Origin of the sequence: Wolbachia endosymbiont of Trichogramma kaykai (genome assembly GCF_045765165.1) — a bacterium.
In the GTDB taxonomy this organism is placed as follows: Bacteria; Pseudomonadota; Alphaproteobacteria; order Rickettsiales; family Anaplasmataceae; genus Wolbachia.
In genome coordinates this window covers 143,168-160,465 of record NZ_JBJJXK010000002.1, presented here as the reverse complement: position 1 = coordinate 160,465, position 17,298 = coordinate 143,168, and the positions used below count along the sequence as shown (strand labels likewise).

The 17,298-nt window shown below is 35.5% G+C and carries 16 protein-coding genes and 2 pseudogenes; 4 read left to right on the top strand and 14 right to left on the bottom strand.

Features of this window, described 5'->3' with window-relative positions; translation table 11 throughout:
• Positions 1-157: 157 nt before the first annotated feature.
• From metG to wTKK_RS01670, 6 genes are all read right to left on the bottom strand, one after another.
• Positions 158-1,723: a methionine--tRNA ligase gene (metG, locus tag wTKK_RS01695; RefSeq protein WP_407511705.1), complete on the bottom strand. Its 1,566-nt coding sequence runs from the start codon at positions 1,721-1,723 to the stop codon at positions 158-160.
• A 117-nt stretch (positions 1,724-1,840) separates the two neighbouring features.
• The gene (locus tag wTKK_RS01690; RefSeq protein ID WP_407511704.1) at positions 1,841-2,077 is read right to left on the bottom strand and encodes a hypothetical protein; all 237 of its coding nucleotides are present in this window, start codon (positions 2,075-2,077) and stop codon (positions 1,841-1,843) included.
• A gap of 53 nt (positions 2,078-2,130) precedes the next feature.
• A complete protein-coding gene (locus wTKK_RS01685) occupies positions 2,131-2,295 on the bottom strand; it encodes a hypothetical protein (RefSeq protein ID WP_407511703.1) in 165 nt (54 codons plus the stop codon).
• Positions 2,296-2,348: 53 nt separating this feature from the next.
• On the bottom strand, positions 2,349-2,606 hold the full coding sequence (locus wTKK_RS01680) for a hypothetical protein (RefSeq protein WP_407511702.1): 258 nt from the start codon (positions 2,604-2,606) through the stop codon (positions 2,349-2,351).
• A complete protein-coding gene (locus wTKK_RS01675; RefSeq protein ID WP_407511701.1) occupies positions 2,569-2,739 on the bottom strand; it encodes a hypothetical protein in 171 nt (56 codons plus the stop codon). Before wTKK_RS01675 ends, wTKK_RS01680 begins: the two co-directional genes overlap by 38 nt.
• An 81-nt stretch (positions 2,740-2,820) precedes the next feature.
• On the bottom strand, positions 2,821-4,224 hold the full coding sequence (locus tag wTKK_RS01670) for an NAD(P)H-dependent flavin oxidoreductase (protein ID WP_407511700.1): 1,404 nt from the start codon (positions 4,222-4,224) through the stop codon (positions 2,821-2,823).
• Between the two features lie 134 nt (positions 4,225-4,358).
• Here wTKK_RS01670 and coaE point away from each other — a divergent pair, with 134 nt between their 5' ends.
• Entirely contained in the window at positions 4,359-4,937 is a 579-nt protein-coding gene (gene coaE, locus wTKK_RS01665; RefSeq protein ID WP_407511699.1) for a dephospho-CoA kinase, read from the top strand.
• On the opposite strand, the gene wTKK_RS01660 is transcribed toward coaE, so the two are convergent.
• The 3 genes from wTKK_RS01660 to wTKK_RS01650 form a co-directional block, all read right to left on the bottom strand.
• On the bottom strand, positions 4,927-6,111 hold the full coding sequence (locus tag wTKK_RS01660; RefSeq protein WP_407511698.1) for a ribonuclease D: 1,185 nt from the start codon (positions 6,109-6,111) through the stop codon (positions 4,927-4,929). The two genes, coaE and wTKK_RS01660, sit on opposite strands and share 11 nt — an antisense overlap.
• A gap of 82 nt (positions 6,112-6,193) precedes the next feature.
• The gene (locus tag wTKK_RS01655; protein ID WP_407511697.1) at positions 6,194-7,513 is read right to left on the bottom strand and encodes a dihydroorotase; all 1,320 of its coding nucleotides are present in this window, start codon (positions 7,511-7,513) and stop codon (positions 6,194-6,196) included.
• A gap of 133 nt (positions 7,514-7,646) precedes the next feature.
• Positions 7,647-7,892: a TomO hydrophobic C-terminal domain-containing protein gene (locus wTKK_RS01650; RefSeq protein WP_407511696.1), complete on the bottom strand. Its 246-nt coding sequence runs from the start codon at positions 7,890-7,892 to the stop codon at positions 7,647-7,649.
• Positions 7,893-8,079: 187 nt separating this feature from the next.
• On the opposite strand from wTKK_RS01650, the pseudogene wTKK_RS01645 reads away from it, so the two are divergent.
• From wTKK_RS01645 to ispG, 3 genes and pseudogenes are all read left to right on the top strand, one after another.
• A pseudogene (locus wTKK_RS01645) lies at positions 8,080-9,168 on the top strand (IS481 family transposase).
• 163 nt (positions 9,169-9,331) lie between these two features.
• Positions 9,332-9,958 carry a TRP75-related protein gene (locus wTKK_RS01640; RefSeq protein WP_407511695.1) on the top strand — a complete coding sequence of 209 codons (627 nt, stop codon included), beginning with the start codon at positions 9,332-9,334 and terminating at the stop codon, positions 9,956-9,958.
• Positions 9,959-9,974: 16 nt separating this feature from the next.
• Positions 9,975-11,255 carry a flavodoxin-dependent (E)-4-hydroxy-3-methylbut-2-enyl-diphosphate synthase gene (gene ispG / locus wTKK_RS01635; protein WP_407511694.1) on the top strand — a complete coding sequence of 427 codons (1,281 nt, stop codon included), beginning with the start codon at positions 9,975-9,977 and terminating at the stop codon, positions 11,253-11,255.
• Between the two features lie 147 nt (positions 11,256-11,402).
• Here ispG and wTKK_RS01630 read toward each other — a convergent pair.
• The 5 genes and pseudogenes from wTKK_RS01630 to wTKK_RS01610 form a co-directional block, all read right to left on the bottom strand.
• A pseudogene (locus wTKK_RS01630) lies at positions 11,403-11,555 on the bottom strand (helix-turn-helix domain-containing protein); the annotation flags it as partial.
• Between the two features lie 249 nt (positions 11,556-11,804).
• Positions 11,805-12,689: a P44/Msp2 family outer membrane protein gene (locus wTKK_RS01625; RefSeq protein WP_407511693.1), complete on the bottom strand. Its 885-nt coding sequence runs from the start codon at positions 12,687-12,689 to the stop codon at positions 11,805-11,807.
• 98 nt (positions 12,690-12,787) lie between these two features.
• Complete coding sequence (locus wTKK_RS01620) at positions 12,788-14,761, bottom strand: type IV secretory system conjugative DNA transfer family protein (protein WP_407511692.1); 1,974 nt, start codon at positions 14,759-14,761, stop codon at positions 12,788-12,790.
• Positions 14,762-14,792: 31 nt separating this feature from the next.
• Positions 14,793-15,785: a P-type DNA transfer ATPase VirB11 gene (gene virB11 / locus wTKK_RS01615; protein ID WP_407511691.1), complete on the bottom strand. Its 993-nt coding sequence runs from the start codon at positions 15,783-15,785 to the stop codon at positions 14,793-14,795.
• 1 nt (position 15,786) lies between these two features.
• On the bottom strand, positions 15,787-17,298 hold the full coding sequence (locus wTKK_RS01610) for a TrbI/VirB10 family protein (RefSeq protein ID WP_407511690.1): 1,512 nt from the start codon (positions 17,296-17,298) through the stop codon (positions 15,787-15,789).

Genomic DNA, 17,298 nt, shown 5'->3' with positions numbered 1-17,298 from the left:
CTAAATGTAAACAACAAGATACTCAGATTGTAAAATTTAGTAGTATTGCAACGTACGCATCAGTTATAGTAGTAGCTTTAGCATCAAAGTTGTAACGGTATAGATACATCAAAACGCCAAGGAACTTTTTCTGACTCTGCTGAATTAAAAAGGCTAACTACAGAACGGCCGACTCAATCTGGTCTTGTAACGGCTTACTATCGATCCTCAAAAAAATCGGCGTAGGTTTAGGCAGTGTAATGTCTAAACCTACGTATGCGTTGCACAGAGATTTTAAATCACGTTGTTCTTTTGGAATTTGCAACTGACCGAGTATCATTTTTGCTGACTTTGGAGCAATTGGCTGCAGTAAAATGCCAATTATCCTTATATATTCCAGTAATTTATAGATTACTAAATCCATGAGCTTTCTATCGGTTTTTCTTAACGTCCAGGGTGCACTTTTATCTATGTAAGCATTGGCCTTGGAAGAGATATTGATAATCAGGAGAATAATCTGGTTAAATTCATACTTTGATAGATGATCCATTACTTGATCAAGTATGGCTTTGCAATTTGGTAAACTCTCATCATTTTTGAGCAAATTACGATCTACCACTGGTACAACTCCAAAGCATTGCTTGTGCAGAAATGAAATTGTTCTTTGCACTAAATTTCCTATATTGTTTGCCAGATCTGAGTTTATGCGGCTGATCATGTTCTTCTTACTGAAATTACCATCTTGACCGAAACTTGCTTCCCGAAGGAGAAAATAGCGCAGTTGATCAACACCAAACTCTTCTGCCAGACCAATTGGATCTATAACGTTACCAAGGGATTTGGATATTTTTTCCCCCTCGTTCAGCCACCAACCATGAACTGCAATTTGCTTTGGCAGTGATAAATCTGCTGCAAGAAGAATAGCTGGCCAGTATACAGCATGAAAACGCAATATGTCTTTACCGATCACATGAACGTTGAAGGAGTTCGTCCAAAACTTCTTATATTCCTCATCTTCTATATTAGGAAAGCCTATTGATGTGAGATAGTTAGTGAGCGCATCTATCCAAACATAAATTACGTGCTTGTCATTCCCTGGTACTTTTATACCCCAATTAAAACTAGTACGAGAAATCGAAAGGTCAGTAAGTCCTGATTTTACAAACGATACCACCTCGTTTTTTCTGCTCTCAGGAAAGATGAAATTCGGCTGATTTTCGTATAACTCTAGTAATTTATTTTGCCAACTTGACAAACGAAAAAAGTAGCTCTCTTCTTTTATCCACTGAACTTCAGCACCTGTTGGTGCTCTGCCATCTATCAACTCCGATTCTTGGTAAAACGCTTCATCACGAACTGAATACCAACCTGAGTAAGAATCCAGATATATTTGCCCTCTCTCTTCAAGCCTATTCCATAGAGCTATAACTGCTTTTTCATGACGTTCTTCTGTGGTACGAATAAAATCACCATAATCAAAGTTCATTAGCTCAGCCAATTTTCTGAACGTAACACTTATTTCATCTGTAAATTCTTTTGCCTCTATTCCCTTTACCTTAGCCGCTTTTTCAATTTTCTGTCCATGTTCATCTGTACCAGTAGTAAATTTGACGTTCTTTCCAGCTAATTTCATAAATCTAGCTGTAACATCACAAATAAGGGAAGTATATGCGTGGCCGATATGTGGCTTGTCGTTTACGTAATATATTGGCGTAGTGACGTAAAAGCTCTCAAATTGCCCCATTTTGTACTGTTTAAAGCTTAATCGTATCTGCACTAGTAATAAAAATCAATATATATCCTATCGTACAAGCAATCTGACAAGCCATTATACCGCTGCGTGTTGCATCAGTATTCTCGATTAGTAACCTATGCTTTGGCTACTATATTGTTGTTTATAACCTCCAACATATTGCTTCGGGTCAGGATAGCTAAATGCACTTGAAGGCGGAGTAGTTGGAGCAGTATTAGGATCTTGAGGAAAGTAAGGAGGTGGTGCATCATGAGAAGAACCTCCATAATCATACCCTTGTCCAGGATAGCTATCTACCGCTTCTTCAGCCTTCTTAATATTTTCTGACTCTTTCTCATGTTTCATATGAAAAGCCACACCACCAGTAAGACACACAAGAGAATTAATGCCAAGAATGACTAAACCCCAAACTGGTAGACTGGCTTAATAGTGCAACCTATCAAAGCTGCTAAAGAAATTGCACCAACTGCAAGTTCTATATTTCTGAACATTTTAAGTTTATTATCCAGGTAATCTACCTTTTCTGATTCTCTAGCCGTCTTTTCGCTGCTGTTGTACCACACACACATTAAAGCATGGAAAGCAACACACGCAACTACAGCTACTATCCCTAAAGCTAATAATTTCCTGTTGTCTTTTCTGCGTCTTTTTTCTTATCTTCTCTGTTTGGCTGGTTATTGCTACCGGAACCAAGGTTATTTATCACTGTAGTATTACCACTAAATAGGCTACGCAGTAGAAAATAATACCAAAAATAACCTCTATTATTGTGCACATGTACGTGTGTAACCTGAGGGCTTGTAGGTTGTTGCCTACTATCACATCGATCACTTCCATTAGTTATGGTTATGTTGCCTAAATTCCTTATACTCATCTTCAAAATTTTTATCACTCCAGTTCTCAATATTTTGCATACCAGGAGAAAGTAAAAATTCTTGAACACCATTGTCACTGCCAGTTTCTTTTATATAGGCAAGTGCATACCTTTTTAAAACACTATCACTCATAAAAGTTCCCCCTAAATTAAGATTAAATTAATAAACATTTATTACAATAAGGTAAATTTTACTTGTCAATTCAACCATAACCTAATACCCAGTTAATATCCTTTCCACCAGTTCTTTTACTGTCGGTATGTAGCCATTCTCATAAAATGGGTCTTGCTTAAATCTGTAAACATTGTGTCCAGAAAACATGAGTTCATTTTCAACATTGCCATCATGTACAATGTTTTGTAGTGTCTTTTGTATACAGAAACTCCGTGGATCTGGCTTTCGCCCTGTTGAATGGCCACCATGATCTTTCCAATTGCTAAACAGACAATGGCTCAAACATCCCATGCAATTAATTTGATCTTGTCTTATCTCCGCAAATTTGCCTGGTGTCACAAAAATAACAGTTGCATCTGGAGTTTTCATTACCTCTATATACCCTGCTTTAATCCATGCATTTGCTAGCTCTTTTTCTTTTACAGTGAGGTAAATCTTTCTACCTCTGCTACCTATTGCAAATTCATTATTAAACTCTCCACTCGCACTTTCTGAAAATTTTATTTGACGTGAATTTCGTTCCTGTAGCTCATGTATGAAGCTATTTCTTACTGCAGATGAGTAAAATCCTGTCGGACTAAATTTGTTTAAAAATACGTCACCTTTTTCTAAAGTGAGTAATTTCTTTTTCCACTCCATAGAAATCGGACTTTCTTTTGTTAAAAGTGGACGAGTGCCAAACTGAAAAGCTATTGGTCCAATTTGTAAATTGTCAAACCAATTTTCCCAATCCTTCAAATTCCATACTCCCCCCGCCATAACAATTGGCGTTTCAGAAAGACCGACTTCATTCATGAAAGATCTAAGCTCTGCAACTCTTTCAAATGGAGCCTGTGATAATTCTGGATCTTCACTATTACTGAGTCCATTGTGACCACCAGCAAGCCACGGATCCTCATATACTACTCCACCAAGTAAAAAAGAAGATATTTTTTGGTAAGCACGTTTCCACAACGCTTTAAAAGCGCGCGCCGATGAGATAATAGGGTAGTAATAAACTTGATATTTAGCTGCAATTTCTCCAAGCCTGTAAGGCATACCAGCACCGCAAGTGATGCCATGAACTAAGCCTTTTGCTTTTTCTAATATGCCATGAAGGACTTGCTCTGCTGCTCCCATTTCCCAAAGCACATTCATATGTATTCTTCCACGGCCTTTTGATATTTCATTCGCTATTTTTGCTTGACTAACTCCAGCCTCGATACTATACTCAATTAACTCCTCGTGTTTTTCACTTCTTGTTTTACCTTTGTAAATTAGCGGCACTAACTCGCCATTATTATCGATAAGTTTAGCATTTGCACCAGAAAATGTACCAACAGCATCTGCTGCAGCAAATGCTCCACTTGATCTTCCGTCACTGATTGCGATGCCTTTGCCACCTTCGATAATCGGCCACACTTCTTTTCCTGAAATCACTATCTTTTCTATCTTATTCTTCAAAATTTCCTCTTAATCTTTCACTCTATTTTACTTAATTACTAAAAAAAATAATAGCTTTTCTTTTTTATACCTATGCATTCAGTTTTAAATAGGAATAGGAGATGCTATAAATATAGTTTTATAAGAAATGCTATATGATCATAGGTTTAACAGGTGGAATTGCAGTTGGAAAGAGCTTTATAGCCAATTGCTTTAAAGAATTTGGTGCCGCTTTGTTTGATGCCGACTCTGTCGTGCACCAGCTTTATAAAGTAAACAAAAACATAATAAGTTACGCAGAAGAAAAATTTCCTGGGGTGATAGTAAATGGAAAAATAGATAGAACAGTATTATCTAAATATTTTTTAGCTTATGATGAAAATTGGGAGCAATTTCAGTCTTTAGTGCATTCCGCTGTGCGAAATGAATTAGAAATTTTTATTGATCAGGAGAAAGAAAACGACGGAAAGTTTCTAGTTCTAGACATTCCACTCCTGCTGGAAACTAGATTCCGTTTATATTGCAATTTTATTGTCTTTATCCATGCAGATAGCTCTGTACAAGCTCAAAGGATCAGTGAGCGTAATATGGATAAAAAAAAGCTGGATCTAATGTCTAGTATTCAGCTACCTATTGAAGAAAAAAAGCAAATGAGTGACTTTATCATCGATACCAGTGCAAATGTTCTTTCTCAAGTGAAAGATATAATAAACTCGTTAGACCTCAAGACGTGATACGGTTATTCTCCACAATATTACTCCGAATTTTAGCTATATTATCAGCAGATTTTACCATTAAAATTTCAAACCTTGAGCCTGCATTCAAAAACGATTCTATTGATCTGCCGAAAAAATCATATCTCCATCCCTTGAATAGTTTATCTATCTGCCCAGATATTGAGCGAGCTAACTCAGCTTTTGATGAAATTAACTTTCTTGATATGTTATTTTCCTTACATTTGCTCTCCAAAATAATCGAGAGTATATCAAATACAGATTTATCATAATTATCTGACAGAGTATAATTTTGCTGCACAAATTCCTTCTCATTCTCATTGAAAATATCTATAAATTCTAATAAATCTTCCTCTTTTATATTTTTTGTGTTTCTCTTAAGGTCATCTAAAATGTCATCAACATGTTCCACACTTTTTTCAATTAAACCAGTTATTACAGCATTACTGACTGCCTTATTACGATTTATATTGTAACGCTGTGCTAAGGTCTCTTGCCACTCACTAACTGCTTTAACAGTTAACATCAACCTTGGATTTGCTTCATAATTAAATTTAATCCTCTTCCATGCATCTTTTGGATTATGCAAATATTTATTGACATCAACTATTGATTCCATCTCTTCTTGAAACCATCCCATCCTATTATTTTCTTCAAGTTTATTGCATAATATTTGGTGTAGGTCATATAGGTGTATCACGTCATTTACTGCATAATCTAATTGATCCTCAGATAATGGCCGTTTTAACCAGTCTGAATTTTTAGCTTTAATTTTATCCAGCACTACCCCCTGATATTGCTCTACTACTTTTGAATAACCAATAAAGTCATGGTAATAATGACAAAACATAGTAGCAACTTGGGTATCAAAAATGGGAGTAGGAACACATTTAAGCACGGTGAGTAAGGATTCTATGTCTTGCCGACAACTATGAAAAACTTTGGTTATTTCTCGATTCAGCATTATTTTCTTAATAAGCGATAAGTCAATTCCCGGTACTAATACATCTACAATAAAACTCTTCTCTCCGTAAGAAATTTGAATTAGTGATAATCTAGGATAGTAGGTTAGATTGTTTCTAATGAACTCTGTGTCCACTGCTATAAATTTTGGATCTTTTGCCATCAATTCTTCACATGCATTCTCCAGCTCCGATATCGTACTAATTAACATATATTTTATTCAGTGGCTATATTTTACCACTTATATTCAATCTCTACAATTGGTTGAAATTCAAAGCACAACTATATGATCACTAACTCTTCCGTAAGTATACAGTTTTGCCAGACACAACAGTACGTATTACTTGTCCTCTTACTTCTCGTCCATCAAAAGGGGAATTCTTTGATTTACTAGCAAAGTTGTCAACTTTAATTTTCCATTCATGATCCAAATCAACTAAAATTAAGTCCGCTGCAAGGTTTTTCTGTATGCGGCCACGTGGCACATGTATGATATCTGCAGGCTTATATGTCAATTTTGCAAGCACATCAAGTAGCCCCATTTGTCCACTGTGATATAGTTCAAGTGAAATGGGCAGCATTGTTTCAAGGCCAACAATACCAAATGCAGCATTTTCAAGTGGCAAATCTTTAGAACTAAGATCATGAGGAGCATGATCGGTTGCAATACAATCAATCACACCTGTCTTTAAACCTTCAATCACAGCTAAACGATCTTCCTCTGTACGCAGTGGCGGATTCATTTTTGCGATTGCTCCATGTTGCTTTACTATATCTTCAGTTAAAGTAAAGTGATGAGGAGTTACTTCACATGTAACATTTAACCCCAAATCTTTCGCTCGTTTAATAGCATCAAGTGAATCTTTTGAAGAGACATGTAAAATATGATAGTGTACATTTTCTATGTCCTTCATTAGTAGTATATCACGACTTACCATAACCGATTCTGATGCACTCAAAATTCCCTTTACTCCCAATTCTTCAGAAATCTTACCCTCATTAATTGCGCCATCAGCAGATAGATTTAAATCTTCTGCATGTTGAGCAATAGGAACACCAAGCATACTTGAATAAAGCAGTGCCTGTCTCATAATCATTGGATTCATAACTGGCATACCATCATCGGTGAACCCAACCGCACCTGCTTCCTTTAAAAGCGCCATTTCAGTTAATTTTTCTTCCGAAGTGGTAATTTTGGCGTAAAATTCAACATTCACATGTGAAGTTTCAAGTGCTCTATATTTCAAATATTTAGCCAAGACAACACTATCAATTGCTGGAACAGTGTTTGGCTGACAAACTACAGTTGTAACGCCTCCTGTAGCTGCAGATTTGCTACCCGTATGTATAGTTTCTTTATGCTCTTGACCTGGTTCACGAAAATGCACGTGAATGTCAATCAGGCCTGGCATTAGAGCAAGCCCTTTACAGTCTATTGTTTCATCAACTCCACTTGTTGAAAGTAATGATTCGCTAAAATCAACAATTTTATCCCCTTCAGTCAATAATGAACCTTTTATATCAAGTTTAGTTTCCGGGTCAATAATACGAGCATTGATATACGCAATTTTATAGCCTTCCTTTTGGCCTTTCTGCAATAAATTCCAAATCATATTTGAGTATCAATTATAAAATAAATCTAAAGTTTTTTTTAGTAAAATACAACCAAATTAAAGTGATGGTATAATCACTAGCAATAGTGAATATTTAAATTACTAATTTAATACTCAAGTAGCTACTCTACAATTACACTACAGAATAACTAGCATCATTCCCGATTTGACCAACTTTAACATCACTAAGTGCAGTATTTGTCTTATAAGAACAGTAACATCCTACTACTGCAAGAAAAGTTGATGCAGCTATAATAAGTGAAACACATTTTGCTAAATGAAGAATTGTTAGACTTGCACCAACAGCAAATGCTCCAGATAGTACAAAAGAAACAGAGGCGTAATTACCTTGCTTTTTACTATAAATTCTTGCTTTCAAGAATTTTTCATTTAGCTCTTTATCTTTGCTTTCAGATTGTTTCTTTAGATTCTTCTCTAGTACTTTACTTTTATTTTCAGATTCCTGTAGTCTTGTCTTCAGGTCGTTCCTCTAATAGTTTAGATTTGATCTGACAGATTAATAAAGTAAGATAAAAATATAAATAAATTTTAAAGGAGTGTCAGACATGAGTACAACACAAGAAAAAATACTAGAACCAAAGTTGGGGTTGCTAGAACTTGCAAAGCAATTAGGAAATGTATCCCAAGCGTGTAAAGTAATGGGATATTCAAGGGATACATTTTACCGCTTCAAAGAGCTATATGAAACAGGAGGGGAAAAGCATTATATGAGATAAACAAAAGCAAACCATTACTTACCAATAGAGTACCAAAGGATACAAAAGAAGCAGTAGTTAAAATAGCAGTAGAGTTTCCAGCATATGGACAAGAAAGAGCAGCTAATGAATTAAAGAAAAAAGGAATTCTAATATCTGCTAGTGGTATAAGGTCAATATGGCAAAGAAACGATCTCGAAAATTTTAAAAAGAGATTGAAAGCCCTGGAAGCAAAGGTGGTCCAAGACGGTATAATTTTAACGGAGGAGCAAGTTGCTGCTTTAGAAAAAAACTAGGGAACAAAAAGAAGCCAATGGCGAAATTGAGACACAACACCCTGGATACTTAGGTAGTCAAGATACCTATTATGTAGGCAATATCAAAGGTATTCGAAGAATTTATCAACAAACTTTTATTGACACCTACTCTAGAGTGGCCTTCGCTAAGCTTTATACGGAGAAAACTGCTATCACAGCTGCAGATCTTCTCAATGATAGAGTTATACCATTTTTTGATGAACAGAAAGTTCCATTGCTACGCATTTTAACTGATCGTGGTACAGAGTATTGTGGTAAACCAGGTAGTCATGCGTACCTGTTATATTTGGGAGTAGAAAATATTGATCATTCTAGAACCAAAGCTTATTCTCCACAAACTAATGGTATATGTCAAAGGTTTCATAGAACTATGCAAGATGAATGTTACAATATTATCTTTAGGAAAAAGATTTATAGTACTTTGGAGGAGCTTCAGTTAGATGTCGTCATTGGTTGCATTCTTATAACAGAGATAGAACTCATTCCAGTAAGTATTGCTATGCCTATGCAGACCTTTTTTGATAGTATGAGTATTGCTTACCAAAAAAAAATATTGATAACATTAAAACAGATTCTGATATCAGTTTTGAACTCGTCAATTCTTCTGTCAGATCAAGTCTAAATTATTAGAGGTAAAATTTGTAACACCTTAAATTTCCTTTGGATTATGTAGGTTTTGGTGGTAAATTTTTTAGAAAGATGTTTGTATTATAAAGTTGGTAGAGATTCTCATTTACTTGAAGTTTGTTAATTGGTATCTTTTAAAACACAATATTCACTATAGTATGCTTAAGATCTTTTCTAAAGTTTTATTCGTATTAATACTTTTGGTTTCTAGTTTCTTTAATGTATATAATGTTGAAGCGAAGTCTAAGGTAAAGTTCAGTAAGAGGTACATACCTCCTGGTAATCCTGGTGGTGCAAACTTTCATGCAGATGAGGATTTTGCTGAGTCATATAGACTGTATGAGAAGCGTAGGGAGCTCCTCAAGAAAAAAAAGTTACAAGATCTAGCTGTAAACAAAGAAGATCTAGTCAAAAAATTAAAAGAAAAAAAAATTGCTAGCCTTGATAACGAGCCAAACAACTTGGGAGCTTGCATAGTTGAAGATGGGGAGGATGCTATGATCAATCAGCATGGTATTAATCTTGCACGTTTAAAGGGTGCTGTATTTATAGATCAAGAGCAAGTTTCTCAGTATGAAAGTAAGCAGCATAAAAGTGAACAACAAAAAGGGAAAAAAGTTACTTCAGCACGAGAAAAAAAAGTTTCCCCTATAAATGTTACTATAAAAGAAAGTCCATCAAGAAGAACGTGCTCTCATAATTCTATTACTGATCTAAATAGAACACCACAGCATAGTTTAAATGGTTCAAGTTCATTTGGCAGTGTAGTTGATACAGTAAAATAGTGTCACGATTAATAATATGCTAGATAGAGAACTGACATTGAGTGATGATGCATATGAGTCATCGCCGGTTTCCAGGCATAAGACTCATACTGTAAAAGTTGGACAAGTGAAGATAGGTGGAAATAATCCTATAGTTGTTCAATCCATGGTACTTGGTGTACATATAGATTCTGACAACATAAAAAGCAGTGTTCAGAAATATGCAAAAGAAGTGATAGAACTAGCGCATGCAGGTTCAGAGTTGGTGCGAATTGCTTTGAACTCAGAGGGAGTAGCAAAAGCAATACCTTATATAATAGAGGAAATAAATAAAGAAGGCTTTGATGGTAAGATATTAGTAGGCTGTGGACAATATGAGCTCTACAGGCTGGTTCAGAATTATCCAGACAACATTAAAATTCTGGGTAAAATTAGGATAAATCCAGGTAATATAGGCTTTGGTGATAAACGTGATGAAAAATTTGAAAAAATTATAGAGTATGCAATAACGCATGATCTTCCTGTCAGAATTGGAGTAAATTGGGGTAGTCTTGATAAGTACCTTGCACAAAAATTAATGGATGAAAACTCCTTGTCTAGTAATCCCAAAACTTCTGATGTTATATTACGTAAGACGCTTGTAATGTCTGCTCTTGGTAGTGCAAAAAAAGCTGAAAAGATTGGCCTTAATGCAGAGAAAATAATCATTTCGTGTAAAGTCAGTAGAGTGCAGGATTTAATTTTAGTTTATACGGCACTTGCAAAATCTTCCAATTACGTGCTGCATTTGGGTTTAACCGAAGCTGGTATGGGTAACAAAGGCGTAGTAAATACCACAGCAGGGCTTACTTATTTATTGCAAAATGGTATTGGAGACACTATCCGGGCTTCTTTAACTCAGCGCCCTGGTGAATCACGCACTAATGAGGTGGTAGTATGTCAGGAAATACTGCAGTCTATAGGTTTGCGCTACTTTAACCCTCAGGTGAGTTCATGTCCTGGTTGTGGACGCACAAGTAGCGATCGTTTTCGTATATTAACTAAGGAAGTAAATGGCTACATAAAAACTCATATGCCGGTATGGAAGAAAAATAATCCTGGTGTAGAGTATATGAAAGTTGCTGTTATGGGATGCATAGTAAATGGTCCTGGAGAGAGCAAACATGCAAATCTGGGGATCAGCCTGCCTGGTTATGGAGAAAAACCTGTTTCAGCAGTCTACAAAGACGGCAAATATTTCAAAACTTTACAAGGTGATAATATTTTTGAAGAATTTAAGGAAATTATTAGTGATTATGTGGAGAAGCATTACACATAAGCCTTTCACAAGTTTGTACTTAGACTACACTCTGTTTAGTGAACGTCAAATGAGACAATAAAGAACGTAAATTTAAAAATAGATAATATGGGTTGTTCTGCCTTTTTTTATATGGTAAATTTCTTATGTTTATCTCATATAATGCTTTTCCCCTCCTGTTTCATATAGCTCTTTGAAGCGGTAAAATGTATCCCTTGAATATCCCATTACTTTACACGCTTGGGATACATTTCCTAATTGCTTTGCAAGTTCTAGCAACCCCAACTTTGGTTCTAGTATTTTTTCTTGTGTTGTACTCATGTCTGACACTCCTTTAAAATTTATTTATATTTTTATCTTACTTTATTAATCTGTCAGATCAAATCTAAACTATTACAAAAAACCATTCTTTATTATGTTCTTTATTGTTATTCCAGCCCTACACCCTGGAACTGAGAAAAAAGAGCCTGAATTATAAGAAAGAAAATATTCAGATAACGAGAAACTTTCCACCTGGTTAGCAGCTACAGTCGTGTGATGCAGACACCAGGAAAATGGTCTCCATCAGAGTTAAGCTTTGCTTGCAAAATGAAAAGTAAGACCAGCTTCTATACCGTGTGTGTGAAATACTTGATTGCCTATACTGATACCTTCTTTGTGTAACTTCTGGTCCGATGGTTTTTGACTTTGATTCAATTCTAATATCTCTTTTCTATCTGGGTTTACCTGTTGATTTGCTTTTATTTCTCCTAACACCTCTGCTTCAAAATCAACATTACTACCAAAAACACCAAAACCTCTGTATCCGATGTGCATATTTATATCTTCGTTTATACGATAGTCAAAGCCAGCTTTCAATTGACCTACAGGTCTTATTGACGATTTTTCAAACATTGTCATTCTTGTTGCACCAACTCCAATACCAACGTAAGGAGAAAAAGAGAAACTATCACTTTTCCAATAATGATAAACATTTGCCATTACAGATGCGTTTTCTACTTGGTCATGATTAATTACAGTTTTATACATATAAGTTTTTTTATTAGCACTCTCACCAACGTCTTTTAGATACGAAACAGTTACTTGATTACTTAATAAACCAACATTATCTACTTTTACAGAAGAGTACATCCCTTCCAATTCAGCTCTATAGCTATTATTGCCTAGTTCTCCTGTGTAACCAAACGTTACATTTGCAGCAAAAGGTGGGTTATAATCTCCTTTATAATTACTTATTAACTGACCTTCTGTTCTCTGAGCGTCTATGTCATTTATAGATACACGGTTATCATCTGTAGCATCTTTGCCTCCAATTTTTGCTTTCAACTTACCCAAGTTCAAATATTGACCGTAATATCCACCACCAAAGTAAAATCCTTCTGTTTCACTTGCAAAAGATTGTTGTGACAACAATAAAGCAAGTGCCGTAACTGCTAATGTTTTTTTACTCATCATGACTATTCCTCTAGTTAAAGTAGCTAATCTAGTACTAATTAATTAAAAATGATTTAATACAAAAAACTAACTATTTTCTAAACTAAAAATAGGTAAAATTAACCTCTATCCTTAATTTTATTGCCGTCTAGTTTGTCCTCATCTTCAAATTCATCATCGTCTTCCTCATCATCAAAACCATCACCACCTTCAAATTTATCATCAATATCCTCGTCTTCAAATTCATCTTCAATCTCTGGCTCATCGTATATTGAATCTTCAGTTTTAGCTTCAACAGGATGATCAGCAGCTTCAATAGCATTACTCTCTTCTTCATTAATAATCTTATCTTTGTTAGCAGCAGAAAAGACCTTGTTTGGATCATATGGCTCTTGTGTAGGCACACGTGTTGGTTTAATCAGCCTCCTTGTGAATGTGCTATCACTATAGTACAAAATTTTCTTTGACTTAATTGGATGAGCCGATTCTATCAAAATTATTTGATCATCACGTGGTAGCATAATAATTTCTTGAGGTAAGAGCAATGCTCTCTGTGTTTCAGAGATATGCAATGATCTTGATGCAGGATTCAAGTCTAAAAATTTAGGTTTGTTTAATGATTCTTGTTGTACAGTTTTATTTCCTATAAGCTGAGATATCAAATTAGCCGTTTCAATATTATTGGCTGCAAAAGTTACTCTATAGGTTGAGTTTGATAAAAAGGAGTTCATTCCTGCTTCTTCATATATTCCTTTAAGCTGTTCAGTATCTTGAACGATTAAAAATAACCTTACTCGATAGCCACGAAAGTATGCGATGCCCGTTTGAAATTGCTCCATTTTTCCAAGTGTTGGAAACTCATCCATTAAAAATAATACGCCGTAAGGCTCGTCATCCGATGGCAATTTTCTACATAAAAACTCAGTTGCCTGTTGGTAAAAAACCTGCATTAAAGGCCTGAGCCTAGTTAAGTTATCAGGAGTTAAACCAACATAAACTGTAGTTTTCTTCTTTTTAAAATCTAAAATATTAAAATCACTTGATGCAGTTGCAGTATCGATCAATGGGTTTGCCCACAATTCAAGCGACGAGTTCATAGTTGACACAACACCTGATCTTTCTTTGTCAGCCTTTTGCAAAAAAGCTGCAATGTTCATATACGCTACCGGATGTATTATTTTACCCATTGTGTCCAAAACTACAGCAAGATTGTAAACTACGTCATCGCTACGCATCGTACGCACAACCTCACCAAAAGATTTAACCTTCTCTGGTGCAACAAGTAAATATAGCACCACCCCAACAAATAAGCTTCTTGCTTCGTTTTGCCAAAAATCTTGTTCAGGCATGATTAGGTTAGCTATTTTTTGCACATCGTCAACCATCTGTCCAGGTTTTTCACTAATCCATTCCAGTGGATTATAACAATGGCTTACCCCATCTGGCTGCGCCGGGTTCCATACATATACTTTTTGTCCTTGTCTCTCTCGCCAACCACTTGTTATTTCATAGTTTTCTAATTTTATATCATGCACAATTACCGAATCATTCCAAAATAACAAATTAGGAATTACAAAACCAACACCTTTACCAGAGCCTGTAGGTGCAAAGAGCAATACATGCTGAAACCCATCAGCAATAAAATATCCTCTCTTATCTTTACCAAGCAATAGACCTTTTTTGCTTCTTAATCCCGCTTTTCGTATGTCTTTCTCTGATGCCCACTGTGAATCTCCATGAAGTGATTCTTTCTTTTTAAATGGCCGCCACTCAATTAGTCTTTCTCTCACATTCCACAAAATAATCATCAAAACAATTTGAGGAAGTACAGAAGATACAACTAATTTAATTTTGAGCTCAAAGCTATATAGCTCTGGATGATGCCAACAATATTGTATATGATCAAAAATTGTCGGCCAGAGAGCTTGAGGAAAAGGTGTCAAGCTAGGATTAATTGCTCTAAAATCTACACCATCTGGACCGTCAACAAACAGGTAGAATAATATACCAGACAAATAGAAGCAAAATTCAAGTATGCTAAAAGATACCACACCTCCTATGAGAATATTGCGTAGGTGATTTCCATTACTCATAAACTATTTTTTTCTTAACTTATGTATAAATTTAAGTATTTTTATTTGAAGATCTAGTAAATAATATTTCAGAAATGCTTCTTTTTCCACCACTGGTCCTTTTGAGTTGAATAACAATGTCAATTACATTTCTAATGTATGGTATGATCTGATCTGGGGGAATGCCAAGATTTGCTTGCATAACCATAAGTTTTATTTGCTCAAGAGCCATTGCCGGACTATCTGCATGAAGAGTCGATATTGACCCTGGGTGGCCAGTGTTTATTGCTCTAAGAAAACTAAAAGCTTCTGCTCCACGGAGCTCACCAACTATTATTCTATCTGGTCTCAAACGTAAACATGCCTCTATCAAATCTTGAGTGGTTACTTTTGCCCTGCCTTGCCCTCCTTTAGAAGCAATTAAATGGACTTTATTGGGATGATCATTCAAAACTATCTCTCTTGCATCTTCAACAGTAATAATTCTTTCTTCAGATGGAATAGCACGCAAAGTAGCATTAGTAAAAGTGGTTTTACCAGTGGAAGTTCCACCACTAATTATGATATTTTTCTTACTTATTACAGCATATTCTAAAAACTCTTTTATTTTTTTTTGTTTCAGTAGCAAATCTAGATGACGATCTACTGGATTATCGGTCACTCTTATAACAGTTTCAGAAAAAGCCCCCATTTTTTCATAATCATCCAATGCCAATTGCATAGAAGAAGGTTTACGAATTGAAATGACTACTTTATCAGGCTCACATGCTGGAGGAAACACTACCTGTATACGATAACCATTTGGTAATGTAGCTGAAAGCAGCGGTGTCTCTTCGCTCAGTTTTTGTTCTGTAGCTTGAGCAATCAACCTGCTAAGAGATTTTAAATGATTAAGATCAAATATTTCCAACTTTTCGCATCTTATTTTACCGCGATTTTCAATCCATACTTCCTTCGGTTTATTTATTGATATTTCATTTACACCTTCCTCTTGAAATATGCCTTGTAATGGCTCCAAATATGCATCAAGTGCAGCATAGTTCATTTCAGTTATTTAATATTGACTGTGGAGGAAATGCTATATCTTGTTTAACAAATACTTTCAATGCAGTTCCTTGATTAACATAAATAGTTGGTTTTTTATCTACACTCCTATCAACTACATCTCGTATGTCTTTGGAAAAATCATTGATTGACTTCCCTACTACTTCATCATAAATAGATTTGCTTCTTTTCTGAGTTTGCCTCAACAGTTGATGTACATCGTCTAAAGTTATACCGATATTGTCACTAGTAATTGCATCAACTCCACTAGCTCCAGAATTTTTTATCACACTTACTATTTCTTCCTTTATTATTCTCAGCAAATCCTGATCACTTTTAGCATTTCGAATTTTTTTAATAGCCCTAATACCCAATTTCCATTTTTCGTCCTCTATCTTCCCAACTTCAGTTTTTATAGAATTCTCCAATCTCTCAACAATAGCCCCTTTGAGAGAAGAAATATCTATTTGAGTTGCAGCAATAGACTTCTCTGCATCCATGGCAGTTAGCACATCAATAAGATTAGAGGCTTTTTGTCCTACAATAGCTGAACCAATCGAAACACCAGCAAGTGCTACTGAAGAGAATAATGCACTTACTATTTTATTGTCAACTATTCCAGCTATCCCCTCCCTTCCAAGCTCATCGGTACCAGATGATTCAATAGCAACATCTATACCATGAGGAAGAATTATCCTATTCCAATTTATGTGCACGCGGGCTTTTGCAACATTTGAGTCGAATAGATAAACACCTATTAACCTTGAACCTTTTGGTATTAAAATTGTATCACCAGCTTCTGCATAAACGTCTCTACTAACAACAGCACGGAGCATTCCTTGTAAGTCAGAACTTATTGCAGTTTCAAGAATAGCGTCAATAACTTTACCTTGAATAATCATTAAACCAAGCTTTCCAGCTTTGGTAGCTTTGCTCGATTGTGCTGAGGTATTGGATAAAACAGCATCTGTAGCTTTACCTTCCCCACTACTACCTGAAATTGCTAACATTTGTGCATTACGTCTGTCTCTAGGATAACCGCCACCCCCTACTGTAGGAAATGAAGTAGGCAAATTGCTAATAACATTACCAGAAGGAAAATTTTGCTTTGGTAAAACAGGTATATTTGACAAGGGAATTTCTTTTAGTTGCTCTTCTTTTTTTGTCACTTCCTCTTTTTCGATTTGTTTTACTTCTGGTATGACTTGTGGAATAGGAAGAGAAGGTAAGGGTGGCAAGAGATCAGTTACCACTCTTTCGGAAACTATTTCATTATCTGGAACTTGTTCTAACTTTCCTTTCAATTCTTGAATGTTTTGCTTTGTTTCCTCTTTTTTAACAATCTCTGTAACCTCTTGATCAGAAGGACTAAAATAAAGATAGTACACTCCACTAACTAAGAGCGCTACCATAACTATCATCAATGCCTTATAACCTCGATTAGAGCCAACTGTTACTACCTTGCTTTCTACCTCTGATTCATCTTCTACACTATTATACCTTTCTTTACTCAT